The 24172-nt window shown below is 72.9% G+C and carries 20 protein-coding genes; 16 read left to right on the forward strand and 4 right to left on the reverse strand.

The genetic code is table 11. The features are described 5' to 3' along the window. Positions 1 to 17 precede the first annotated feature (17 nt). The gene (locus ACIRG9_RS15710; RefSeq protein WP_402855583.1) at positions 18 to 1178 is read right to left on the reverse strand and encodes an aromatic acid exporter family protein; all 1161 of its coding nucleotides are present in this window, start codon (positions 1176 to 1178) and stop codon (positions 18 to 20) included. Positions 1179 to 1294: 116 nt separating this feature from the next. Then, positions 1295 to 2878 (reverse strand): metallophosphoesterase family protein, encoded by a 1584-nt coding sequence (locus ACIRG9_RS15715; protein WP_402855586.1) that lies wholly within the window; start codon positions 2876 to 2878, stop codon positions 1295 to 1297. Between the two features lie 139 nt (positions 2879 to 3017). On the opposite strand from ACIRG9_RS15715, the gene ACIRG9_RS15720 reads away from it, so the two are divergent. The 6 genes from ACIRG9_RS15720 (at position 3018) to ACIRG9_RS15745 (ending at position 9227) form a co-directional block, all read left to right on the forward strand. Further along, positions 3018 to 4661, forward strand: coding sequence for a hypothetical protein (locus tag ACIRG9_RS15720; RefSeq protein ID WP_402855589.1), 1644 nt, complete (start codon positions 3018 to 3020; stop codon positions 4659 to 4661). A 267-nt stretch (positions 4662 to 4928) separates the two neighbouring features. Beyond that, positions 4929 to 5612: a YoaK family protein gene (locus ACIRG9_RS15725; protein WP_402855592.1), complete on the forward strand. Its 684-nt coding sequence runs from the start codon at positions 4929 to 4931 to the stop codon at positions 5610 to 5612. Between the two features lie 128 nt (positions 5613 to 5740). Next, complete coding sequence (locus ACIRG9_RS15730) at positions 5741 to 6685, forward strand: metal ABC transporter substrate-binding protein (protein ID WP_402855595.1); 945 nt, start codon at positions 5741 to 5743, stop codon at positions 6683 to 6685. Next, positions 6678 to 7448: a metal ABC transporter ATP-binding protein gene (locus ACIRG9_RS15735; protein ID WP_402855598.1), complete on the forward strand. Its 771-nt coding sequence runs from the start codon at positions 6678 to 6680 to the stop codon at positions 7446 to 7448. Before ACIRG9_RS15730 ends, ACIRG9_RS15735 begins: the two co-directional genes overlap by 8 nt. A 4-nt stretch (positions 7449 to 7452) precedes the next feature. Next, entirely contained in the window at positions 7453 to 8322 is an 870-nt protein-coding gene (locus tag ACIRG9_RS15740; protein ID WP_402855601.1) for a metal ABC transporter permease, read from the forward strand. Continuing rightward, on the forward strand, positions 8319 to 9227 hold the full coding sequence (locus ACIRG9_RS15745; protein ID WP_402855604.1) for a metal ABC transporter permease: 909 nt from the start codon (positions 8319 to 8321) through the stop codon (positions 9225 to 9227). The genes ACIRG9_RS15740 and ACIRG9_RS15745 overlap by 4 nt, the downstream gene beginning before the upstream one ends. On the opposite strand, the gene ACIRG9_RS15750 is transcribed toward ACIRG9_RS15745, so the two are convergent. Continuing rightward, the gene (locus ACIRG9_RS15750; RefSeq protein ID WP_402855607.1) at positions 9124 to 9828 is read right to left on the reverse strand and encodes a rhodanese-like domain-containing protein; all 705 of its coding nucleotides are present in this window, start codon (positions 9826 to 9828) and stop codon (positions 9124 to 9126) included. The two genes, ACIRG9_RS15745 and ACIRG9_RS15750, sit on opposite strands and share 104 nt — an antisense overlap. A gap of 157 nt (positions 9829 to 9985) precedes the next feature. Here ACIRG9_RS15750 and ACIRG9_RS15755 point away from each other — a divergent pair, with 157 nt between their 5' ends. From ACIRG9_RS15755 to ACIRG9_RS15770, 4 genes are all read left to right on the forward strand, one after another. Beyond that, positions 9986 to 10591 (forward strand): TetR/AcrR family transcriptional regulator, encoded by a 606-nt coding sequence (locus tag ACIRG9_RS15755; RefSeq protein WP_402855610.1) that lies wholly within the window; start codon positions 9986 to 9988, stop codon positions 10589 to 10591. A 61-nt stretch (positions 10592 to 10652) separates the two neighbouring features. Beyond that, positions 10653 to 11255, forward strand: coding sequence for a class I SAM-dependent methyltransferase (locus ACIRG9_RS15760; protein WP_402855612.1), 603 nt, complete (start codon positions 10653 to 10655; stop codon positions 11253 to 11255). A 59-nt stretch (positions 11256 to 11314) separates the two neighbouring features. Further along, entirely contained in the window at positions 11315 to 11902 is a 588-nt protein-coding gene (locus ACIRG9_RS15765) for a TIGR03086 family metal-binding protein (protein WP_402855615.1), read from the forward strand. Between the two features lie 109 nt (positions 11903 to 12011). Continuing rightward, the gene (locus tag ACIRG9_RS15770) at positions 12012 to 13052 is read left to right on the forward strand and encodes a glycosyltransferase family 2 protein (protein WP_402855618.1); all 1041 of its coding nucleotides are present in this window, start codon (positions 12012 to 12014) and stop codon (positions 13050 to 13052) included. Between the two features lie 32 nt (positions 13053 to 13084). Here ACIRG9_RS15770 and ACIRG9_RS15775 read toward each other — a convergent pair whose 3' ends face one another. After that, complete coding sequence (locus ACIRG9_RS15775; RefSeq protein WP_402855621.1) at positions 13085 to 14416, reverse strand: hypothetical protein; 1332 nt, start codon at positions 14414 to 14416, stop codon at positions 13085 to 13087. 160 nt (positions 14417 to 14576) lie between these two features. Between ACIRG9_RS15775 and ACIRG9_RS15780 the strand changes: the two genes are divergently transcribed. The 6 genes from ACIRG9_RS15780 (at position 14577) to ACIRG9_RS15805 (ending at position 23747) form a co-directional block, all read left to right on the forward strand. Beyond that, positions 14577 to 15200 carry a LuxR C-terminal-related transcriptional regulator gene (locus ACIRG9_RS15780; RefSeq protein WP_402855624.1) on the forward strand — a complete coding sequence of 208 codons (624 nt, stop codon included), beginning with the start codon at positions 14577 to 14579 and terminating at the stop codon, positions 15198 to 15200. Between the two features lie 112 nt (positions 15201 to 15312). Further along, positions 15313 to 19026 carry a VWA domain-containing protein gene (locus ACIRG9_RS15785; RefSeq protein ID WP_402855627.1) on the forward strand — a complete coding sequence of 1238 codons (3714 nt, stop codon included), beginning with the start codon at positions 15313 to 15315 and terminating at the stop codon, positions 19024 to 19026. Positions 19027 to 19030: 4 nt separating this feature from the next. Further along, positions 19031 to 19654, forward strand: coding sequence for a DUF4255 domain-containing protein (locus tag ACIRG9_RS15790; protein ID WP_402855630.1), 624 nt, complete (start codon positions 19031 to 19033; stop codon positions 19652 to 19654). 3 nt (positions 19655 to 19657) lie between these two features. Continuing rightward, positions 19658 to 21754, forward strand: coding sequence for an AAA family ATPase (locus ACIRG9_RS15795; RefSeq protein WP_402855633.1), 2097 nt, complete (start codon positions 19658 to 19660; stop codon positions 21752 to 21754). 108 nt (positions 21755 to 21862) lie between these two features. Further along, positions 21863 to 22618: a DUF4157 domain-containing protein gene (locus ACIRG9_RS15800; RefSeq protein ID WP_402855636.1), complete on the forward strand. Its 756-nt coding sequence runs from the start codon at positions 21863 to 21865 to the stop codon at positions 22616 to 22618. Between the two features lie 157 nt (positions 22619 to 22775). Beyond that, positions 22776 to 23747 carry a metallophosphoesterase gene (locus ACIRG9_RS15805; RefSeq protein WP_402855639.1) on the forward strand — a complete coding sequence of 324 codons (972 nt, stop codon included), beginning with the start codon at positions 22776 to 22778 and terminating at the stop codon, positions 23745 to 23747. Positions 23748 to 24172: the final 425 nt, after the last annotated feature.

A 24172-nucleotide genomic window follows, 5' to 3' on the forward strand; every position in this document is an offset into this window, starting at 1 on the left:
GGACCGTGTCGACCGGCTCACCGGGGGCTGTCGGGTCTGGTGGCCGCGTCGCGGACGAGGTGGTTGGCCTCCTCGGGGGTGATGTCGGCGGCGCGGAGCAGGTCGCTGGCCGCGCTGCGGATCTGCAGCATGACGGTCTCGCCGAAGGTGCATGTCTGGTGTCTGCTGGCGTATCCAGCCAGGCGTGCGGCTTCGAGAACCGCCCGGCGCGTCTGCCCCGATGCTCGGGCCGCAGTGCATTCGCCGTGGAGGTGGGTCAAGGCGTCGCCGAGAGCGTCGACGGCCTGGTGCAGTGGGGGCGGCACGGGTTCGCGGTATTCGAGCAGGGTGGCCACGCGGCGAGCCATTATCCGAATATCGGTGGTGAAGGCACCGAGTTGGTCGACGGCTGCGCGGTACTGCTGGTAGCGGCGGCGCCGGTGGTGCCACCAAGGGGCGATGCTGACGGTTTCCTCGGCGCCGCGCAGGGCTTCGTCGAGGCGTGCGGCGTCCACGTCGATCGTGGCGAGGCGGCCCATAGCCTGCACGGCCAGGTCCCGATCGCCGGCGGCGAGGGCCTGTGCGGTGGTGTGGATGGCGGCGGCCAGATCGGTGAAGAACGGCTTGGCGGCCCGGTCGACGGCCCGCAACGGGTCGAAGGGCCGCAACAGCGCCACGGCGAGGAAGCCGATCGACGCGCCCACGGCGGCATCGATGATCCGAGGTAACTCGAGACTGCGCTGGTTGCCGGCGAGCGTGGCGAACAGGGTGGCGGTGGCGCCGGCCTGACTGACCAGGGCGCCGCTGCGGCCGGCGACCAACAGGCCGAGCCCGATGGAACTGGAGACGACCACGGCGATCTGCCACGCCCCGCTGCCGATGAAATAGAGCAACGCGTCGGACACCGTGATGCCCAACCCCACACCGACGAGCAACTCCACCGTCTGCCTGGCACGCTGCCCGGTGGCCGAGGCGATCGTGGCGAGAGCGGCCACGGGCGCGAAGACCGGCGCGTCCTGGCCGAGGAAGTCCGAGGCGATGATCCACGCAACGGCGGTGGCGAGACCACCCTGGGCGGCAAGCAGCGCGATGGCGGCCAGCTGCCGGGTAGCCAGAAAGCGCCGCACGGCCGGCAGCACCCGGCCGAGGCGACCGGCGAAGTGGCCCGGCTCTCTGCCACGGCCGCCCGAAATGGCCATGCCAGGGCCTTCCCGCTCCTGCTGGAATTATTCCCGGCCCAATTGACCATAACGAGCGGTATCCCCGCTGATCGCCGAACCGCGCGGGCCGGGCCGTGACCGACGGCGGCGGACGGCTACGGCCCGTCGAGGGCGAACTCGTCGAAGAGCACCGGCGCGGCGTTCGGATCGACGGTGTCGAAGCGATACGAGCGGACCAGCCCGTCGGCGGTGTCCAGCAGCGTGAAGACGGTGATCTCATTGCTCGCCACGTACGGCAGGGCGGCGCCGTCGGGCCCGGTCAGGGGCGCGACGGTGGGGACGATCGCGGCCAACCCTCCCGGGTCGCCCTGCTGGACGTACCCGTCGGGCAGCTCTCGCGTCCGACCGGACGTGACGTCGTAGGCGCCGTAGCTGTTGCCGACGTTGGAGGTCTCCAGCCAGTGCACGCCGGCCGGGTTGCGGAACCGGTTCCACACGTGTGAGTGTCCGTTGAGGACCAGGTGGACCCGCGCCTCGTCGAGCAGCGGCTCGACGTCGCGCAGGATGTAGTCGTCGCCGAGCGGATAGTGGTAGGTGATCCCGCCCGGCCGGACGGTCGGCACCGGATCGGTGAACGGCGGTGCGGAGTGGTGACCGAGCCCGTGGCTCGGGTGGTGGAACATCACCACCCGGTACCGGGCGGACCGGGCCGCCGGCGACGCCAGTTCGTTCGCCAGCCAGCGGTACTGCGCCGAGCCGCGGGCGATCGGTTCGAAGATGAACTGGCCGTGCCCCCACCGCTGCGGATGGTCGACGTCCTGGGCCGCCTCCTGGAACTTGCCCCGTCCGATCGGCTTGGGTGACCGCCAGATGGTCGTGGCGAAGAGGCTGATCAGATGGACGTCGCCGATCGTCCGCGACCACCAGCGCGGCCCGCCCGCGTCGCTGCGCGGCACCGGGAAGAGCTCCTCGTAGCTGGTGACGTCCCACTCACCGGGACGGGCGTCGTTGAACTGCTCTTCCAGCGAGGCGGTCTCCGCCCAGCGTCCCATGACCTCGTGGTTGCCGATGGACGGGTAGAGCGGGGTGTTCGGCAGGATCGGTGCACCCGGCCAGCGGCCGGCCGCCCGGCCGGCGAAGCTGGCGAAGAAGGCCGGCCGACGGGTGCTGTCGAACCAGTCGCTGGCCCGGTCCGGGACGTTGACCATGTCGCCGGCCATCAGCACGCCGTCGAGGGCGCTGCCCGCCGTCTCGCCGACCTTGGCCAGGTTCGCGGGGACCATCGGCATGAGCTGGTGGTCGCTGGTCAGCAACAGCCGGACCGGTCTGCCCGACGCCACCGCCGGGGCCAGGCTGTAGCTGGACGTGACCTCGGCCCGCCCGTCGTCGTCGATCGACACCACCCGGTACGGCGTACGCCCGGCGGGCAGTCCGCCGACCCGGGCCAGGTGCCGGTGCACCGGGCGCCGGGCCACCCCGGAGTACGTCCGGCCCGGCACCGAGGACTCGGCGTCCTCCCGCATCCGCGACAGGGGCCGGGTCTGCGCGGGAAACCGGCGCCACCCGCCGCCCGGATCGACGGGGCCGGTCGCGGCGGCGTACGCCTGCTCCTCGGTCATCTGCGGCACGTCCGGGCCGGCCAGGACGACCTGGCACCGGCCGACGCGCTCGGTGTGCCACAGCACGTGGACACCGTCGGGCTGCGGGTCGAGCAGGTACGGTTCGCAGAGCAACGTCACGGCACGAGTATGCCGTGACGCCCGCACATCCGGCGAAACGCCGGAGCCGGCAGGGGGCAGCCGATAACATGCTGTCCATCCGCACCTGAGCGGCCCGGGTTCGGGGTTGCGGCGCGCCTGGTGAGCAGGAGGTCGCGCGGTGGTCGTGCTGCGATCGACGTCCGTACGCCTCCTGGCACTTCTGGCCCTGACCGCGCTTCCACCGCTGCTGGAAGCGGTGCTGTCGACCCACTTCGGCCTCCGGTCCGCGGTGGGGCTGGCTCCACAGGCGAGCGCGCCACCCCCCTTCGCGACCTTTCACGACGTGCGATGGATCTCCGTCTATCACCACTCGTGGCCGCAGTTCGCAGGGGAACTGCTCGCCGCGGTGGTGGCGCGCGGTGTGTGGACCGCCGCCGTCGTGTTGCTCGCCTGGCCGAACCAGGCGGGACGGCGACCGACGGTGGGCCGGGCCCTGGTCACCAGCATCACGGGCATCGCCGCACTGACCGTCTTCCTGCTGCCCTGGGCCGCGCTGTCGGTGGCGGTCAACGCGACCTCGCTGTCCTGGCTCTTCATCGCCGACGTGGGTGTGGTGTTCGTGCTCGTCCTCGTCGTGCAGCGGGCCGGCCTGGTGCCCGACTGGTGGCGAGGGCTACCGCCGCCGGCCGCCGCGCTCTGGGCCGCGGTGTCGTTCCTGATCCTGACCGTCGCCGCCGTGCTCCTGTCCGCCGTGCCGGGCCCGTTTCCCATCGTGCTGGCCGCTGTCGCCGGAATCGTGAACGGCTGGCTCTGGCGGCGTCTGCTCGCGGTGGTGCTGGCGGCACGCATCCGGCTGGTCCGGGTCCCTGCCGCCCCGATCGTCGCCGTCGGGCTGCTGCTCGGCATCGCCCCGGCCGGGTTCGTGGCCAGGACCGCTGTCCAGGCCGCCGAGCAACCGCCGCCTCCCCTGGCCGTCGGCCCCGGCGGCAGGCCGCCTCAGGCGCTCATCTTCGTGGGTGGCTACGACTCCGTCGGCGACGGATCGTCAACGGTCGGTGGCCAGCACATCACCGACAGCATCCCGTTCGAGATGTTCTCCTACGCCGGCCTCGACGCCGGCGGGCGGCCGCTGCCGTATCGGGCACAGCAGACCCAGCAGTCGTTGGAGACCAGCGCGGAACTGCTCGACGCCCAGGTCGCCGAGGTGCACACCCGCACCGGCAAGCCGGTGGCCCTGCTCGCGGAGAGTGAGGGAACCCTCGTCGTCCGCACCTACCTGGCGACTCGTCCGCACCCGGCCGTGGTCGCGGTCGTTCTGCTCAGCCCAGTGCCCAACCCCGCCGCAGCCGCCTTCCCACCGGCCCGTGACGGACACGGTTGGGGACTGGCCGCGGGCGCCCAGTTGCGGGCGATCCTGACGGTCGCCAGCTGGTCCAGCGGCCTGCCGATCAGCATCGACGAACCGCTCATCCACTCGCTCCTGGCCAACCCACAGCGCTACCGCGATCAGATGTTCTGTCCCGTTCCGGGGGTACGCACGGTGGCGTTCGTGACGCTCAGCGATGCCCTCGCCGATCGGCCGGGCAACCGGTTGGACGTGCCGTTCATCCTGGTGGTCGGCGTACACGGGGACGCGTTCGACCGCAGCCGGGTGCAGCGGGACCTGGTCGCGTTCCTCCATGGTGAGACACCGCGGACGACGGGCGCGACGCTTTACCGGACAGTGCGGGCCGCGGCGGTCGCCTGGCAAGCTCCGCCGTTGCGGCTCTCGCTGATCCCTCCGGGGCCGGCCGGGTACGAGACGCCGCGGTGTCACGGCTGACCGCCCTGGTCCAGCCACCGACCGAGCCGTGGCGGCCATGCCCGTCCGCGCGGGTGCTCGCCCGGTCCGGCGAGTGCCGCCGTCCGCTACCGGTGGCACTCACTTACCGCCGTTCGACGGGACGGGTTAGACCGGGGTGAGCGCTCGCCGGAGCGGTCGCAGCCGGCCGGGAAGGGGGTCGAGCACGGTGCGGACGGACCGCCCCAGCCCGCATCTCGGCAGCCTCGCGTCCGTGGCGCGTGACCGCGCCGAGGCCGAAGACCTGGTATGAGTGCGGGCCGGGGCCGGCAGAATCTTCTCATCAGCGCGCTCACCGTGACCGCGGCCGGCACCGACGCGCTGAGCTACCTCGGTCTCGGCCACGTCTTCCCGGCCAACATGACCGGCAACACCGTCCTGCTCGGCCTGGGTGCCGCCACCGGTGACTGGCCCGCCCTCAGTCGATCCGCGACCGCGCTGGGCGCGTACGTGCTGGCCGCGGTGGCCCTCGGTGCCGCGCTGCCGGAGAATCCCCGACCGCGCCACGTCCGTGCGGCGCTGCTCGCCGAGGTGTGGCTGCTACTGGCCGCGGCGGTGTGGTGGCACCTGCTGACCGGCCGCCCCGACGGCGCGCCGCGATACGCGCTCATCGCTCTCGCCGGCACCGCGATGGGGATGCAGAGCGTCATCGCGGCCCGGCTGCGCCTACCCGGTGTCGCCACCACCTACATCACGGGCACCTGGACGGGGCTCAGTATGGGCATCGGCGAGCTGCTGCGCCGCCGTGGTGGCGGCCGGCCCCCCGACGGGCAGACGGCGCGGGGCCTCGTCGTCGCCCTGTACCCCGCCGCCGCGTTCGCCACCGCCACCGCCTACATCGCATGGCACAACGTCGCCGCCCTGATACCGGCGATGTCCGTGGTCCTCGCCTGGCTCATCTGCCGCGGCCGGCTCGGCAGATCGGCCGGCTGACCGTACACGGGCCTCGCCCGTCGGCTGAGGCAGGAGAGTTGCACGGGTGCTGATATGCGCACCCGACAGCTGGACGAGCTTATTGGAAATGACTACCGTTTCGTTCATCCGATGAGCAAGGAGCGGTTGTGAACCTACCCATCCGTATGCTCGGCACCGTCCTGGCGATGGCGACTATCGGCGCCTCCGCCGGCTGCGGTGCCGACACCGGCACCTCGACGGCGGCGCAGCGCGGCACGATCACCGTGGTCGCCACGACGCCCGAGGTCGCCGACTTCACGCGCAACGTCGGCGGCGACGCCGTCCGCATCACCCAGATCATCAAGCCGAACGTCGATCCCCACGACTACGAGCCCACCCCCGCCGACATCCAGGCGATCGGGGCCGCCAAGCTCGTCGTCAAGAACGGCGTCGGACTCGAGGGATGGCTCGACGACACCATCTCCTCGGCCGGCTTCACCGGCACCGTCGTCGACACCTCCCAGGGCGTGGCCCTGCGCAAGGGCGACCCCGACGACGAGGAGACGAAGGACGGCGACCCGCACATCTGGCACAACCCCCGCAACGCGAAGACCATGGCGGAGAACATCGAGAAGGCCCTGGTCAGCGCCGACCCCGGCCATGCCGACGCCTACCGCGCAAACTTCCAGGCGTACGCGGCGAAGCTGGACAAGCTCGACGCGGAGAACGAGCGCAAGTTCGCCACCCTGCCGGCGGACGACCGCAAGCTGGTCACCAACCACGACGCGTTCGGCTACTACATCGACCGCTACCAGCTGCAGTTCATCGGCTCGGTGATCCCCAGCATGGACACCAGCGCCGAGCTGTCCGCCACCCAGATCAACGACCTGGTGGCGAAAATCAAGGCCACCGGCACCAGGGCCATCTTCAGCGAGAGCTCCCTGCCGCCCAAGGCCGCCGAGGCGATCGCCCGTCAGTCGGGCGTGAAGGTGGTCGGCGGAGAGGACGCCCTCTACGGCGACAGCCTCGGCCCCGAAGGCACCCCACAGGGCACCTACCTCGGCGCCGAGGAACACAACACCGACACCATCGTGGCGGCCATCGGTGGCTGAACCCACCCGCGCGCCGGTAGCCGACGCCGCCCTCCGCCTCGTCGGGGTCGGCGTCGGCTACCGGCGCCACGCCGTCCTCACCGACGTGAATCTCACCGTGGAGCCCGGTCGGATCATCGCCCTCGTCGGCGCCAACGGTGCCGGCAAGTCCACCCTCATCAAGGCCGTCGTCGGGCTCGCCGACGTCCTCGCCGGCGCGATCACCGTCGCCGGACGGCCGCCGCGGCAGGCCCACGGCGCCGCCGCCTACGTGCCGCAGGTCGATGCCCTCGACGCGGACTTCCCCGTCACCGCCGCCGACGTCGTGCTGATGGGCCGCTACCGGCCCACCCGCTGGCTACGACAGATCCGCGCGGCCGACCGCGCCATCGCCGCGGACGCGCTGGCCCGGGTCGGGCTGGCCGACCGCGCACGCACCCGCTTCGGACTGCTCTCCGGCGGCCAACGCCAACGGGTCCTGCTCGCCCGCGCCATCGCCGCCCAGCCCCGGCTGATGCTCATGGACGAACCCTTCAACGGTCTCGACGCCACCAGCCAGGACGTCATCGTGGCGCAACTGCGAAACCTTGCCGCCGCCGGCACCGCCGTACTGCTCAGCACCCACGACCTGCGCCTGGCCCGCGACCTCGCCGACACCGCCTGCCTCATCCACGGCGGCCGGGCCGTCACCGGCCCCACCGCCCGGATCCTGGCGGAGCTCCCCGGCGCCCACGGCTACGGCAGCCAGGCCGCCGACCTGCACACCACGCGGCCCGGACGGTGACGGTATGAGTGGTCTCGTCGCGCCGTTCAGCGTGCCCTTCATGGGCCGCGCCACCGCGGAACTGCTCCTGCTCGCCCTGGTGTGCGGGCCGGTCAGCGTGCTGGTCTTCGTGCGCCGGCTGGCCTTCGTCGCCGACGCGCTGACCCACACCGTCTTCCCCGGCGTGGTCATCGGGTTCCTCGTCTCCGGTTGGACCGGCATCGCCGGTGGGGCGCTCGTCGCCGCCCTGCTGACCGCGGTCGCGCTCACCGTGCTCACCCGCTGGGGGCGGCTCAGCGACGACACCACGGTGGCCGTGCTGCTGACCACCATGTTCTCGATCGGAGTGGTGCTCGTGTCCCGTCGGCACTCCTACACCAGTGACCTGACCGCGTTCCTGTTCGGCCGGCTGCTCACCGTCACCCCCGCCCAGCTCGCGCAGACCGCCGTGCTGGCCGCGGTCGTGCTCACCGGCCTCGCCGTCACCGCCCGGCCGCTGGTCCTGCGGGCCTTCGACCCGATCGCCGCGGCCACCGCCGGATACCGCCTCACCCTGCTGGATCTCGGGCTCAACACGGCCGTCGCACTGGTCGTCGTCGCCGCCGTGCAGGCCGTCGGCACCATCCTGGTGATCGCCCTGCTCATCGTGCCCGCCGCCACCGCACGCCTGCTCACCGACCGGCTCACCGCCATGTCCGTCATCGCCACCGCGGTCACCGGCCTCGCTGCCTACCTGGGCCTGGTGGCCAGCTGGACCGCCTCCGTCCGCTACGGCGTTCGGCTCACCTCCGCCGCCGCGGTGGTGCTCGCCCTGGTGACCTGCTACCTGCTCGCCCTGCTCGCCGGGCAGTTGCGCCGGCAGCGCCACCCGTCCGGCGCGACGGCGGCCCGGTGACCTGGCTGCTGCGGGACGCCTTCGGCCGCGCCCTGGTCGAGGCCGTCGCCGTCGGGGTACTCACCGGACTGGTCGGCGTGCACGTCGTGCTGCGCCGGCTGTCCTTCTTCGCCATGGCCATGGCCCACGCCACGTTCCCCGGCGTGGTCGCCGCGTCCATCCTCGGAGTCAACATCTACCTGGGCGGCGTGGTCGCCGGGCTGCTGACCGCCGCCGCCGTCGCCGCGCTGGCGCGTACCCGGGGTCAGGAGGCCACGGCCGCCACCGGCGTCGTCCTCTCCGCCGGTTTCGCGCTCGGCGTCGCGCTGGTCGCCACCCAGAACGGATTCAGCCGGGACCTGTCCGCCTTCCTCGTCGGCTCGATCCTCACCGTCACCACCGAGAACCTGGTCGTGACCGGTGCCCTGCTGGCGCTCACCGCCGCCGCGCTCACCGTCGGGGGCCGGCACCTGTTGTACATCGGTTTTGATCCCGCCGGCGCCCGCGCCGCCGGGTACCGCGTCCGGCTGCTCGACCTCACTCTCCTGCTGCTGATCGACCTCGTCGTCGTCGCGATCGTGCCCGCCGTCGGCACCATCCTCGCCCTGGCGCTGATCGTCGCCCCCGCAGCGGCCGCCCGCGCCTGGACCGACCGCCTCGCCCCCATGTCCGCGCTCGCCGCCGCGCTCGGTGCCGGCAGCGCCGCCGGGGGGCTGTGGTTCTCCCGGCTGTGGGACATCGCCGCCGGTGGCAGCATCTCGTTGACCGCCGCCGCCGTCCTGCTCGTGTCGCTGGCGGCGCACCGCCTACGCAACGACGGCGCTACGCCCCGACCGGCTGTGCCGTCGCCTGACGGTGACGGGTCAGCGCCGTTTCGGCCGCCTCTCGAAGCAGGACCCCGAGCAGGCGTCCCTCCGACGTGGTGACCGGGATCGCGTTGACGTGACGGTCGCGCATGCGTGCCGTCAACACCTCGATCTCCTCGCTCGGACGCACGGTCGTGGGCCCGAGGGTCATCGCCTGCTCAGCGGTGGCCCGGCCCGGCGCGTGTGCCAACGCCTCGCCGCGCAGCGCGCCCTGCACGACGCCGCCGTCGAGCACGACGCACAGGTCCGGTTCGTCGAGCCTGCGGCGGATGTCGGCGAGGCGCTCGTCCAGCCGACAGGTTGCTGCGTCGCGGGCGATGACATCACCGACCAGCAGGGCCTCGCCGCCGTGCGGCAGTCCGTGGGACAGCCAGTCGATCTTCCCGGCGACGTAGTCGTACACCGCCGGGAAGCCGAGCCGGCGCAGCCGCACCGCGGCACGGGGGCTCAGGTCGCACTCGGTGTCGTGGCAGTAGACGACGACCGGCCGGCTTCGGTCGAGGGTGGTCGCGGTCTCGGCGCTGAGCTGCTTCAACGGCAGGTTCACCGCGCCCGGCAGGTGAGCCCATTCGTACTCCGGGCGGGGCAGCACCTCTACGAGTTGGGCACGCTCCTGCCGGACCAGCCGCTGAACGCCGTCCCGGTCGATGCTGTCGGTCATGTCCATCCCCCGTCAGGTTTCGCCGTCCGGCTTTCCCCCGGTCCGATCACCGAAACCGCCGCCACCTGCCCGCCGCACCCACTCCGCGTGGTAAACCCAATAGTCAACACCAGGGGTAGTACACTCTGAAGTCAACAACTGGGGTCGGGAGGTGGAAATGGCGACCGTTACCGGCGCAGCGGGGCGGCTGCCACGTGCCAAGCGGCGGGAGCAGATCCTGGTGGCGGCGACCCGGGCGTTCGCGCGGGCCGGGTTCGCGGGCACGAGCCTGGACGACATCGCCACCGAGGCGGCCGTCACCCGGGTGCTCCTCTACCGGCACTTCGAGTCGAAGACCGACCTTTACCACGCGGTGCTCAACCGGGTGTGCGCCCTGCTGACGACCCACGTCGACGAGCCGGTGGGCGGCTTCACCGGCGCGAGCGTGGACGGCCTGCTGGCGGCGGCCGCCGACGAGCCGGCGGGCTTCCGGCTGCTGTTCGTGCATGCCGCCAGGGAGCCGGAGTTCCAGGCCTGCATCGACGCGTTCCGCACCGAGATGACCAACATCGCGCACGCACAGATCAAGGCCGCGGTCCCGGACGAGACCTGGGCACGGTGGGCGGCCCAGCTGGCGCCCACCGTCGCGGTCGAGGCCGTCATCGCCTGGCTCGACGCCGGGCAGCCGGACGCCGCCGCGGCGGCCGACCGGATCCGCCGCGTGATCGCCGGCGTGATCGCCGCCGCCGGCGCCCCGGCTCAGTCATCCGCCCGTCGTACCTGACCATTCGCATCCGGAGGTTCTCGTGACAGCCGAGGAAGAGTCGACAGCGAAGGCGCGGCGGGTGTGGGAGACGGTAGCTCCCCGCTACGACCGCGGCATCGAGTTCTGGGAGAGGGTCCAGTTCGGCGGGGGCCGGGAATGGGTGTGTTCCCGCGCCACCGGCGACGTGCTGGAGGTCGCGGTCGGCACCGGCCGGAATTTCCCGTTCTACCCGGCACGGGCGCGACACATCACGGGGATCGAACTGAGTCCGGCGATGCTGGACATCGCCCGGAAGCGCGCGGCTGACCTCGGTCAGGAGGTCGATCTGCGGGTGGCGGACGCCCAGGCGTTGCCGTTCGCCGACGCCAGCTTCGACACGGTGGTGTGCACCCTGTCGCTGTGCGCGATACCCGATCACCGCGCGGCGGTCACGGAGATGGCCCGGGTGTTGCGTCCCGGTGGCCGGCTGCTGCTCCTCGATCACATCGGCAGCAACTGGTGGCCGGTCTGGGCGGGGCAACGGCTGGTCGAGCTGATGACGATCCGCGCCGCCGGCGAGCACATGACCCGCCGTCCCCGGTCGCTACTGGCCGCCGCCGGGCTTGAGGTCGTCGAATCCGAGCGGCTCAAGGCCGGCACGGTGGAGCGGGTGTACGCCCGCAGGCCGGCCGGCGGTAGTTGATCCATGACGGTTGCCGCGACCCGTCCGCCCGTACCCGCCAGCCGAAAGGATGCTGCCCGATGACACTGTCCGAACTCGACCCCGCCGCGCGACACCGCCACGTCGCCGCCGCTTTCACCGACCGCGTCCGCGCCGCCGGGCACTGGGACGTCCCCGCGCCGGTGGCCGGCTGGACAGCCCGGGACGTGGTGCGCCACCTCGTCGAATGGCTCCCGCCGTTCCTCGCCGCCGGCGCCGACGTCGAGCTGGCCGGCGGGCCGAGCGTGGACGACGACCCGGTCGCCGCCTGGCAGGCGCACCGTGACGGGGTGCAGGCGCTGCTGGACGACCCGGGAACCGCGCAACGGGTGCTGGCCAACCGGCATATCGGCGAGGTGCCGCTGGATCAGGCGATCGACCGGTTCTACACCTCGGACGTGTTCATGCACACGTGGGACCTGGCCCGCGCCACCGGGCAGGACGATCGGCTCGACGCCGACTTCTGCGCAGCGCTGCTGGCGGGGATGGAGCCTCTCGAGAACCTGCTCCGCTCGTCAGGACAGTACGGCGCACGCGTGCCCACCCCCGACGACGCCGACGCCCAGACCCGACTCATCGGATACATCGGCCGCGACCCATTCTGGACGCCCGCCCAGTTCAGCCGCTAAGTTTGCATCCTCAACTTTTTCAATTAACCTGGCTCGATTCCGGTCGCGCGGAAGCCGGCGCGGCGCGGCGCGCTGCCGGTGACGCGTCAACAACCACGGACCGGATGGGATGACGATGGTGCGGCTGTCGGTGGTGGTGCCCTGCTTCAACGAGGAAGCGTCGGTGGAGCGGTTACACACGGCGGTGATCGAGGCGCTCGCGGACCTGCCCGACGTCGAGGTCGAACTGGTGTACGTCGACGACGGCAGCGAGGACGGCACTCTCGAGGCGCTGCGCCGGCTCGCCACCAGGGACCCGTCCGTGCGGTACACGTCACTGAGCCGCAACTTCGGCAAGGAGGCGGCGATGCTGGCCGGCCTCAAGCGTGCCACCGGCGACGCGGTCGTCATCATGGACGCCGACCTGCAGCACCCGCCCCGGCTGCTGCCCGACATGCTGACGCTCTACCGCCAAGGGTTCGACCAGGTGATCGCCCGCCGGGACCGGCACGGCGACCGGTTCCTGCGTACGCTGGCCTCGCGGTCCTTCTACCGCATCGTCAACTGGTGGATCGACGTACGGCTGCAGGACGGGGCGGGCGACTTCCGGCTGCTGTCCCGGCTGGCGGTGGACGCCGTGCTGGCGATGCCGGAGTACAACCGGTTCTCCAAGGGGCTGTTCTCCTGGATCGGGTTCCGGACCGTCGTGGTCGCGCACCGCAACGAGACCCGGCAGGCAGGGCGGAGCAGGTGGAGCTTCGGCAAGCTCTTCAACTACGCGTTCGACGGGCTCCTGTCGTTCAACAACCGGCCGCTGCGCCTGGCCATCTACGGGGGCCTGTTCCTCACCCTGATCGCCGTGGGCTACATGGCCTGGGTGGTCGCCGACGCCGTCGAGAAGGGCATCGACGTCCCCGGCTACACCACCATCATCGTCAGCGTGATCGGTCTCGGCGGGATCCAGATGATGATTCTGGGCGTGATCGGGGAGTACATCGGCCGGATCTACTACGAGACCAAACGCCGGCCACACTACCTGGTCCAGGAGACGGAGCATCTCGCCACGGAGACCGACCCGGCATCCCGCCCGCCGGTCGAGCCGGTCCGGCAGCGGGTGCCGGCCCACGATGAACGCGGTCTCCGGCACGCCGCCGACGAATCGTCGTCCTAGGCACAGGCCTCCCACGGCCGGTGCCCTGGGACCTAGCCGCGGACGGGTGCAGCGGCGCGGGTGTAGCCGTTGAGCAGGGCGAAGTCGCGACACTGACCCCCTCCGCCGCCGGCACCGTCCAGCGTGGTGCCGGCCCGTCGGCAGGTGGCTCGCAGGCTGATCACCCGGCCGGCGGAAACCTCGATCGGCGAGACCATGTGGTAGTCCAGGTCGCGGAAGTTGTTCAGCGCCACAGTCAGCACCGTCGTGCCGTCGACCACCAGGTCGAGGCGTCCCTCATCGCCCTGCGGGTTCTGCAGGAAGATGTCGGTCAGCACGAAGACCCGACGGGCCGCCACGGTGTACTGGTCGGTGCGGTTGGTCCCGGTCTTCGCGGTGACGGAGAGTCGACGGCTGAACGACTCGGCACCGGCGGGGAGACCCGGCACGCCCGCGCTGGGCGTCGGTGAGGGCGGTGGCAGCCTGGTGCTCGGGGTGGGCAGCGGGGAGGCGGCCCCCGGCGCAACCGCATCGACCGCCTGCTGGGCCTTGCTGTCCGCCTGTTGGGCGCGGGCGTCGGCGGCGCTGGCCTGCTGAGCCACTGGCGCGACCTGCTCCTGAGCAGCCTCCTCGGCCAGGGATTTCACGGTGGGGCGCAGCAGCGCGTACCAGAGACCCACACCCACCAGTGCCAGCACCAGCAGTGCCGCCACCACGCGCGCCAACCCCCGCGGGAGCAGCGGCTCCTGCACGGTAGCGGCGTCGAGGGCCGCCGGGGGCGTGTCGTCGGAGCTGACGTTGACCTGGAACGGAACGGTGACCGGATGGCCGCGCCACAGCAGCCGGCGCGGGCGGGCACGCACCTGGACGAACGACGTCGTGCCGGGGGCGACGGTGACCTGCGGCGGGCGGATCGCGACGTTGAGCCGGTTGTCCGGGTCGCTGCCGGTCAGCACCAGGCCGAGCGGGACGTTGCCCTGGTTGGCCACCGACAGCTCATGGCGGCCACCCCAACGGCCTCGGGAGGTGCGGGGCAGAATCTCCGGCGCGATCTCGGCGAACGGCAGGACCCGCACGGTGGCCTCCGGGACGACCTGCGCATCCGGAGTCTCGGTCGGGGTCACCCGCACCGCGAACGGCCGGTCGCCGGCCACCACCTGGGCGGAGCGGGGCGGGTGGAAGCGGACGGTGACGGATTCGGCGGAGCCCGGATAGACCGAGACGGTGGGCGGATCCACGCTGGCCCAGCCGGCCGGCTCGCCGAGCACCTCAATCACGTACGACTCGACGATCGGGCCGCCGTTACGGATCTCCAGCCGGCAGCTCGCCTCGCTGCCCGGGCTGACCTCGACGAGGCCGGTCTCGAGGTTCGCGTCGGTGGTCATGGCGCGACTCTAGGATCGGCCTCGTCGATTCAATCAGGCGTAGAGGAAGACCTTGGGGCAATGTGTGGGGGCCGTTGAACCCACGTTGACTGCACGATTGGCGCGCGAGGCGATACTCAGCGCAACGTGTCGTCCGGACAAGCAGCCGCTGGGAGGGCTCATGCGACGTCTGCCCGTCCACCTCTACTCCACCGACGTGATCTCCCGGGCCGGGGTGGTCAGCCAGCTCCGCCCCCGTCCGGAGGTGTTGCTGCTCGACGAGTCCGAAGCGGAGCAGGCCGTCGTCGCCGTGATCGTCAGCGACAGCATCGACGAACCGACCCTGCGTACGCTGCGCGCTCTTCGCAGTCGGGGCAGGTCCGCCCTGGTGCTGGTGGTGACCCAGGTGGACGACGCCGGCCTGGTCGCGGCGGTGGAGCACGGGGTGGCGGGGATCGTGCGCAGGTCGGAGGCGAGCGCGGACCGCCTGGTCGCGGTGATCGGGGCCGCCGCGGCCGGCGAGGGCGCGGTGCCGCCGGACCTCCTGGGCAGGCTGTTGCAGCAGGTCGGGGCGCTGCAACGGGAGGTGCTCGGGCCGCGGGGGCTGACCTTCTCCGGGCTGGCCGAGCGGGAGGTGGAGGTGCTGCGCCTGGTCGCGGAGGGCCTCGACACCGCGGAGATCGCCGCGAAGCTGGCCTACTCACAGCGGACGATCAAGAACATCCTGCACGACGTGACGAGCCGGCTGCACCTCCGCAACCGCTGCCACGCGGTGGCGTACGCGTTGCGTAACGGCCTGATCTGAGGCGCGCTGCCCGTTCGGGCAGACCACCCTGCCCACAGGCCGGCACCGACTGTCACCACCTGACGGAGCGCGGGCAGCCACGGTGGGGGCACAGGTGAGCGCGGGAGGTGTCGTGCGCTGGGGCAGTCGCCGTTGGGGAGTGATGGTGCTCGCGTTGTTGGCCGGGCCGGCCGTGGCTGCCCCCGAGCCCGCGGGCCAGCCGGCGTCGGCCCCCGCATCGTCGCTGGCCGAGGTGGACTACCGGCTGGGCTACACCAGCCCCGAACGCCCGACGCTGTTGATCAGCAGGGCCACCACCGAAAGGCCTCAGCCGTTGCTGTCCGAGGCCGAGCGCGGTGACGCCGAGCAGGAGGCCGACGCCCGCGCCGGCCGGGTGGTCTGGGTGGGACGGAAGGCGGTCGGTGGGGGCGCGGACCTGGGCGGCGGGCTCTACCTACGCCGGCCCGGGTCGGCGCCGTTGCTGCTGGTCGGCGGCCCCGGCACCATCGCGCACCCCGCGCTGTCCCCCGACGGCCGACGGGTCGCCTTCAGCAGCGACCGGGCGGGCAGTGCCGACCTCTGGACCGTCGGCGTCGACGGCACCGGCTTGCGCCGGCTCACCGACCACCCGGCCGAGGACAGCTGGCCGACCTGGTCCCCCGACGGCACCAGGATCGCGTTCGCCAGCACCCGCGACGACCCCGCCGGCGATCTCTGGGTGATGCCCGCCGCGGGCGGCGCTCCGGTACGGCTCACCGACGGCCCGGCCGCCGACGGGCAACCCGCCTGGTCGCCGGACGGTCGGCGGCTCGCCTTCACCACCACCCGCTTCGCTCCGGCCAGCGCCCTGAGCCTGCGTACGGTGGCCACGGTGGCCGCGACGGGCGGCCCGGTGACCAGGGTGGTGCCCGGCCCCGGCGACGCCGCGGAGCCGGCCTGGTCCGCCGACGGCACCCAGCTGGCCTTCACCACCACCCGCGACGACCCGTCAGGTGACGTGTACGTCCTCCGGGCCGGCCGGGCAGTCCCGGTCGCCACCGGCCCGCTGCCGCAGCACCAGCCCGGCTGGCAGGGCAACGACCTGCTGTGGACGGCCACCGAGGCCGACGACACCACCGACGTGTGGAGCGCCGACGCCACCGGCGGTGACCGCCGGAACCACACCGCCCGGCCCGGGATGTCCGAGACCGGGCCGGCGTTCAGCCCCGACGGCCTCCGGCTGGCCTACAGCGCCGAGCAGCCCGGCGGCGGTGCCCGCATCGTCGTCGCCGACGCCACCGGCGCCAACCCACAGCTCCTCGCTCCGCCCGGCACCGGCGACCGCGACCGCGACACCGACCCGACCTGGTCACCGGCCGGGGACGCGATCGCCTTCAGCCGGCAGCCGTCGGACGGCGAGGGCCCGTCGCGGCTCCTGGTCGTCTCGGTCGCCGACGCGCGGCTGCTCGCCGAGGTGCCGGTGCCCGCGTACCTCACCGGCAGCGACACCGAGCCGTCCTGGTCACCGGACGGCCGGCAGTTGGCCTTCGCCCGGTACGCCTCGGCCCGGGACAGCGACCTGGCGACCCCCGTCGTGGATCGGCCCGCGCTTCCCGGCAGGGCGTTCACCGTGCAGCAGTCGGTACGCACGCCGGAGATTCCTCCCCGGCCGGACATCGTCTTCCTGGTCGACGACACCGCCTCGATGTCCCAGCCCGGCGAGGGCGGTTCAAGCGTCATCGAGCAGCTCAAGGCCCGGTTGCCCGACGTGATCGGCAACGTCCGGAAGAGCCAGCCCGAGGCCCGGTTCGGTCTCGCCACGTTCAGCGGACGCGCCGACGTCGGTGGGCCCTACGACGAGTTGATGTACTTCCCGCGGCAGCCGGTGACCGACCAGGACGCCGCGGTCTACGACGCGGTCGGCCACCTGACCGCACAGAACCCGTACGGCATCGAGAACTGGTTCTACGCGTTGCGGCAGCTCGCCCGCAACGACCGGATCAGCTTCCGCCCGGACAGCAGCCGGGTGGTGGTGCTGATCAGCGACACCGACAGCGTGGACAAGACGCCCCTGCCGCCCGAGGAAGGCACCATCGCCGAGGCCGACCTCACCCGCGAGCTGCGGGCCGCCGGGATCGCGCTGATCGGCGTACCCATCGTCGGCGCCGACTTCGAACGCGGCCTCAACTACGACGGCGCGGCCGGGCGGATCACCGCGGCCACCGGTGGACGGCTCACCGCCAACAGCGACCCGGCGGACATGATCGACGCGGTGGAGCAGGCCATCCGCGAACTCACCGTCACGGTGAAGCCCAGCGCCACCTGCGAGGACGGGCTCTCCGTCGAGTTCGACCCCGATCCCGCCCGGGTGGCTGCCGGCGAGCGGGCGGTCTTCGCGGAAACCGTCTCGGTCGCCCCGGACGCGGTCCCCGGTTCGGTGCTGCGCTGCACGGTGCGCTTCGACCTCGAACCACCTGAGGCCGGAGCGGACGCCACACAGGAGTTGGTCGTCCGGGTCGCCCGACCCGGCATGCCGCTGGTGCAGGTCGACGACGTGCAGGTGGCACCGACCGGACCGAACGGCGCGCGGGTGACCTACCGGGCGTCAGCGGTGGACGGTGCCGACCGGCCGCTGCCGGTGCGGTGCGAGCCGCCGTCCGGTTCCCTGTTCCCGATCGGGCAGACCGTGGTGACCTGCACGGCGACCGACAGCGCCGGCCGCACCGGATCCGACACGGCGCTGATCGTGGTGGCGGACCCGCAGGCCCGAGGCAGCCGGATCTGGCTCGCCCGCCTCGACGGCAGCGCCGCCGGCACGCTGACCGTCACCGACCAGTGGGACCTCAGCGCGCGGGTGGGTGACGGCTGCCCGAGCCGGTCCGCCGACGGTGCTCCGGCCTGGTCGCCGGATGGTGCCGCGATCGCCTTCGCCGACAGCGGCCGGGACCTGTGCGTGGTGGCGCCCGATGGCACCGGCGCGAGACATCCGCTCCCGGCGAGCGACCGAGCCGGCCGAACGGTGGCGGACCCGGCCTGGTCCCCGGACGGACGCCGGATCGCCGTGGCCCTGTGGGACGGCGAGGGGCCCGGCTTCCCGTCGGCCGAACCCGCGGACATCGTGGTGCTGCCCAGCGGCGGCGGAACGCCCACCACCGTGATCCGGGAGGTCGGCAGCCAGCCGACGTTCCAGCGGCTGCCGGTCCCCGACCTGAGCCTCACCGTCTCGGTGGGCGGCCAACCCGGCTACGTCGGCGGCGACTCGATCCCGGTCACCTTCACCGTCCGCAACGCGACCCGGCTGCCGGCCGACAACGTATGGCTGGACGTGGCCGCGCCGGCGCCGCTGCTGCCCCCGCAGACCGCCGACCCGCGCTGCGGTGCCGACCGTCGACTCTGCCTGCTCGGCACCCTCGGCCCCGCCACCCAGCAGGTGATCACCGTGGTGCTGCCGGCGCGGGCAGCGGTCACCGGCACGGTCACCGGCCGGCTCGCCGCCACCGTGCGAGGGATGCCGGCGGCGCATACCGCGCAGGCACCGGTTCGGGTGCTGGCGCCACGGGTACGCCTCGACCCGGCGATCGGCCCGCCCGGCTTCGTCACCACCGCGGTCGGCACCGACTTCCCAGCCGGGGCGCAGGTGCGGCTGCGCTGGGAGCCCGGCATCACCACCACCCCTGACACGGTCACCGTCGGCGCGGACGGCAGCTTCCGTACCCAGGTCCTGATCTTGCGCAAGGACACCCTGGGGCCGCGGGGCCTGACCGTCGGCCCGGTCTCGGGTCGCGCCTTCGGCCCGGTACGCGCGCCCGAGCCGTTCCTGGTGGTGCCGCGCGAACTCGGCCCACCCGCCTTCGGCGGCCGGGGGTGACGGGGTGATCCATGAGATCGACGACGCGCTGCGCCGCCTGGTCCGCGAGGAGGCCCTGCCGAGTTCCAGCGTGGACATCGTGTTGGAGGCGCCGACGAAGGAGTGGGCGGCCCGCCGCAACGCGCCCACGGTCAACCTCTACCTCTATGACATCCGCGAGGATCTGCGCCGCCGTTCGCGTGGGCTGATCAACGAGTACGACGAGCGGGGGCAGGTGGCCCGCCGGATCGCCCCGCCCCGCTACGTGAAGCTGTCCTACCTGGTCACCGCGTGGACGCAGCGGCCGGAGGACGAGCATCGGCTGCTCTCCTCACTGCTGCTGTGCTTCCTGCGTCTCGACGCGCTACCGCCGGCCGTGCTGACCGGCTCGGTGGCCACGATCGGCATGCCGGTGCCGATGACGGTGGCGCTGCCGCCCCCGGAGGACCGGGCCTTCGCCGACGTCTGGACCGCGCTTGGCGGCGAGTTGAAACCATCGCTGGACCTGGTGGTCAGCGCCCCGGTGGACAGCGGCCGCGAGATGCCGGTCGGACCGCCGGCCCGCGAGGGCATGGTGGCCGAGGTCGCCGACCGGACCGGCGACGGCGACGACCGGGTCCGGCACCGCCCGGCGCGTACCGGAGGGTGAACGGTGGCCGGGGAGGCACTGACGCTGCTGCGCCGCCTGCAGCGGGCGGAGTTGGCGGTACGCGCGGCGGTGGCGCGCCGCCGGGAGGGCGACCCGCAGCCGGACGACCCGTTCCGCGGGCTCTACCTCTCCGACGAGGCGGTCGACGCCGCCCTCGCCGCCGCCCGCGAGCCGTTCGACCCGTGGCCCGCCGGCCCGGCCGGCGATCCGGACGCCACGACCACCGACGCCGCCGGCACCAACGACGCGCCCGGCGCCCGGTGTGCCGACGGACCGTCGGCGATCCGATCCGGTGACCGGTTGGCCGCCCTGGCCACCACGGCCGGGCTGACCCCGTTGGACGAGGCGCTGCTGCTGGTGGCCCTCGCCCCCGACGTGGACAGCCGGTTCGAACAGTTCTACGGGTACCTCAACGACGACGTCACCCGCCGCCGCCCGTCAATCGGCCTGGCGCTGCGGCTCTGCGGGCTACCCGAGGCGGCCACGTCGGCCCGGCTCCGGCTGGCCGCCGGAGCGCCGCTGGTCGACCTGGCGCTGCTGCGGGTGGACTCCCCCGACCGGCCGGTGCTCAGCCGCGGCCTGTGGGTGCCGGACCGGGTGGGCGGTTGGCTGCTCGGCACGGGCGCGCCCGAGCCGCTGCTGATCGGCCTCGCCGAACCGGTCACCCCGTCCGCGCCGTCGCCATCCGACGCGGAACCGCTCGGTCGCGCCCTGGATCGGGCCGGGGTCCGCCTGGCGTACCTGCGGGAGAGTCCCGGCGGCAGCGCCCGCGCGCTGGCGGCGGCCGCGCTCGACCGGGCCGGGCGTGGTGCCCTGGCCGTGGACCTGCCCCGGCTGGCCGCCGAGGCACAGCCGGCGGAACTGGCCACCCTGCTGGTACGGGAGGCGCTGCTCACCGGGGCCGGCCTGGTGGTCGGGCCGGTGCACGGCGGTGAACCGTGGGCCCTCTGGTCCCGGCTGACCGCCGGCCCGGCACCGGTGCTGGCCTACGGGACGCAGCCGTGGGATCCGACGTGGACGTCGCTGGCGCCACTGCAGGTGGACGTCGCGCCGCTGACCGCGGACGAGCGGGCGGCCGTGTGGCGATCGGCGCTGCCCGACCGGCTCGCCGACGGACTCGACCCGGCCGCCGCCACCGCGCAGTTCGTGCTGGGCGCACCGGCGATCCGGCGGGCCGCCGCGGTGGCCGTCCAACTCGCCGCCGCGTCCGGCGAGCGGGTCGACGAGGCGCACCTGCGGGCGGGCGCGCGTACCCAGAACGCGGCGGGCCTGGAGCGGCTGGCCCGGCGGATCGTGCCGGAGGTCGGCTGGGACGACCTGGTGCTGCCGGCACCGGCGCTGTCGCTGCTGCGCGAGCTGGCCGGGCGAGCCCGGCACCGGGACCGGGTGCTGCGCGAGTGGCGGATGCGCCCGGGCGGTGGGCGCGGGCACGGGGTGACGGCGCTGTTCGCCGGTGACTCGGGCACCGGCAAGACCATGTCGGCCGAGGTGGTCGCCGGCAGCCTCGGGCTGGACCTGTACACGGTCAACCTGGCCACCGTGGTGGACAAGTACGTCGGGGAGACGGAGAAGAACCTGGAGCGGATCTTCGGCGAGGCGGCCGGGGTGAACGGGGTGCTGCTCTTCGACGAGGCGGACGCGATCTTCGGCAAGCGCTCCGAGGTACGCGACGCGCACGACCGGTACGCCAACATCGAGAGCGCGTACCTGTTGCAGCGGATGGAGACCTTCGACGGGCTGGCGGTGCTGGCCACGAACCTGCGGGCCAACCTGGACGAGGCGTTCACCCGGCGGCTCGACGTGGTGGTGGATTTCCCCGTGCCCGACGAGGCGGCCCGGCGGGCGCTCTGGGACCGGTGCCTCGGTGACCGGGTGCCCCGTGACCCCGACATGGACCTGGACTTCCTGGCCGGCGCCTTCGAACTGGCCGGCGGCCACATCCGCTCCGCCGCGGTGACCGCCGGCTACCTGGCCGCCGAAGCGGGCCGGCCGGTGGGGATGGCCGAGCTGGTCGGCGCGGTCGGCCGGGAGTACCGCAAGCTCGGCCGGCTGACCCTGGAGAGCGAGTTCGGACCCTGGCTGCCGTTGGCGGTCGGCTGACTGCCCCTTCGGGCAGGCGGCGGTGCCCTCGCGACGGCCGGGCAGGGCTGGCCCGCTCCCCCGCCGAGGGTGGACGGTCGAAACAGGCCCGGCGTGAGGGGGTACACCATGCGCGGACACCGTGAATTCGACTCCGATTCGGCCGTACGCCCGGCCGGTGACCGTCCGGCCGGCGGCGAACGGGACAGCGAGTCGCTGATGTATGCCGCCGCCACCGCCAGCCGGCCCGACGTGCTCGGCGCGTCCGGGCTGCTCGGCCTGCAACGGGCGGTGGGCAACCAGGCCGTCGGCGAGCTGCTGGAGCCGACCGGGGACCGCTCCCCCGTGCACGACGTCGTCAACTCCGGTGGCGGGTCCCCGCTGCCGACCGACGTCCGGACGGACATGGAGACCCGCTTCGGCGGGCAGGACTTCTCCGACGTCCGGGTGCACACCGACGGAGCGGCGCACGAGTCGGCGAAGTCCGTCAACGCGCAGGCGTACACGGTCGGGTCGAACATCGTCTTCCAGCGCGACAGCTACGACCCGGCCTCGCCGACCGGCCAACACATGCTCGCTCACGAGCTGACCCACGTGGTGCAGCAGCGCAGCGGGCCGGTGGACGGCACCGACACCGGCGGCGGGGTGAAGGTCAGTGACCCGTCCGACCGCTTCGAGCGGGAGGCCGTCACGAATGCCGACCGGCTGATGTCCACCCCCGCCTCGCCCGCCTCGGCGCCGGCGGTCCAGCGGTCCGCGGAGCACGACGGGCACGACCACCCGTCGGTGCAGCGCGAGGAGGAGATGTCCGAGGAGGACGAGTCGGCGCAGACGTACGTGCAGCGGCAGGAGGCCGGCGAGGAAGAGGAGGAGGCGGCCGCGTAGGCGGGCCCGGATCTCAATCGCTTCCGGGTGCCCACCTTCGTGCGAGACGACGGTCGAACGCCTGGAGTCGAACCGTCGGCGGCGACGTCGGTTATTCGTCACCGGTTGGCCCTCGGTCGGTAACCCTGACGTGGCGGCGTTCTGCGGCAATCAGGTCATGAAACGTACTCTTGCCGCCGCCGTCGCGGCCGGTGCCGCGTTGGCCGGCGTCGTCACTCCCGCCGCCAGCGCCGCCCCCGGCGGTTCCGGACCCGCCGCTGCGGCCGCCGCGCCGGTGACCTTCGCCCTGCTCGGCGACACCCCGTACGGCGACGCCCAGCGGGCCGCCTTCCCTGCCCTCGTCAACCAGATCAACGCCGCCCCGGACATCCGGTTCGTGCTGCACGCCGGCGACATCAAGGACGGCTCCTCGACCTGCGACGACGCCCGGTTCGCGGATCTGGTCGACCTTTACGGGACGTTCGCCGACCCGTTCATCCTCACCCCCGGCGACAACGACTGGACCGACTGCCACCGCGCCGCGGCCGGCCGCTACCTCCCCACCGAGCGGCTGGAGGCGGTTCGCCGGACCTTCTTCCCGAAGCCCGGGTGGACCCTCGGGCAGCGGTCGACGCCGGTGCGGACCCAGGCGACCGACCCGCGGCACGCCGCGTACCGCGAGAACGTGCTGTTCGAGCGCAGCCGGGTCGTGTTCGCCGCCGTACACGTCATCGGCAGCGAGAACGATCTCGTGCCGTGGTCGGACCTGCCGGGCGGTGACCAGCCCGAGGTGCGCCTGGCCGAGTTCGCCGCGCGCAAGGCCGCGGCCCTGGACTGGATCGACACCACGTTCGACACCGCCGAGGCCAGCAACGCCGCCGGGGTGCTGCTGCTGATGCAGGCCGAGCCGACGGAGACTCCCGGATTCGCCGAGATCCGGGCCCGGATCGTCGAGCGGTCGCTCGCCTACGGCAAGCCGGTGCTGCTGGTGCACGGTGACGAGCACCGGTACGAGATCGAGCCGACCTACGCCGGGGTGGCGAACCTGACCCGCCTGGAGACGTTCGGGGCGACCGCGAGCGAATGGCTCTCGGTGACCGCCGATCCGCGCACCCGGGGCGTCTTCAGCTGGACCCCACGGACTGTGTAGACCGTCCTCCTCCGACACCAGCAAGCGGTTGTGTGCGTGCCTGCCGGCGCTGCCACAACCGCTTGCTGGCACTTATGGGCAATGACGACTGCCCTTCCCGTGACCCCTTGTGCCGCGAAGACTAACCAAAGGTCGCGAAGACTCGTTCTCACGGTGAGCTTTGGTGGCGTGTCCCGGTCGGGGGGTACGAGTGAAGGCACCGGCCGAGGAGCGTGACGGGCGTCGGGATGCCGTACGCCGCCCTGCCCTGCCAGTGTCGCAGCGGGCCGCGAGTGACCCGCCAGCCCTCGCCGAACCCGCGGTCGACCCTCAGCGAGAATCGCCGGCCCGGCCGATGAGCCCGGCCACGGCGCAGCGGTTGCAGGCCGCCGCCGGTAACCGTGCGGTTTCCGCCCTGATAGCGCAGCGACGGACGGCCTCGGCCA

It is taken from the genome of Micromonospora sp. NPDC093277 (assembly GCF_044765245.1).
GTDB lineage: Bacteria > Actinomycetota > Actinomycetes > Mycobacteriales > Micromonosporaceae > Micromonospora.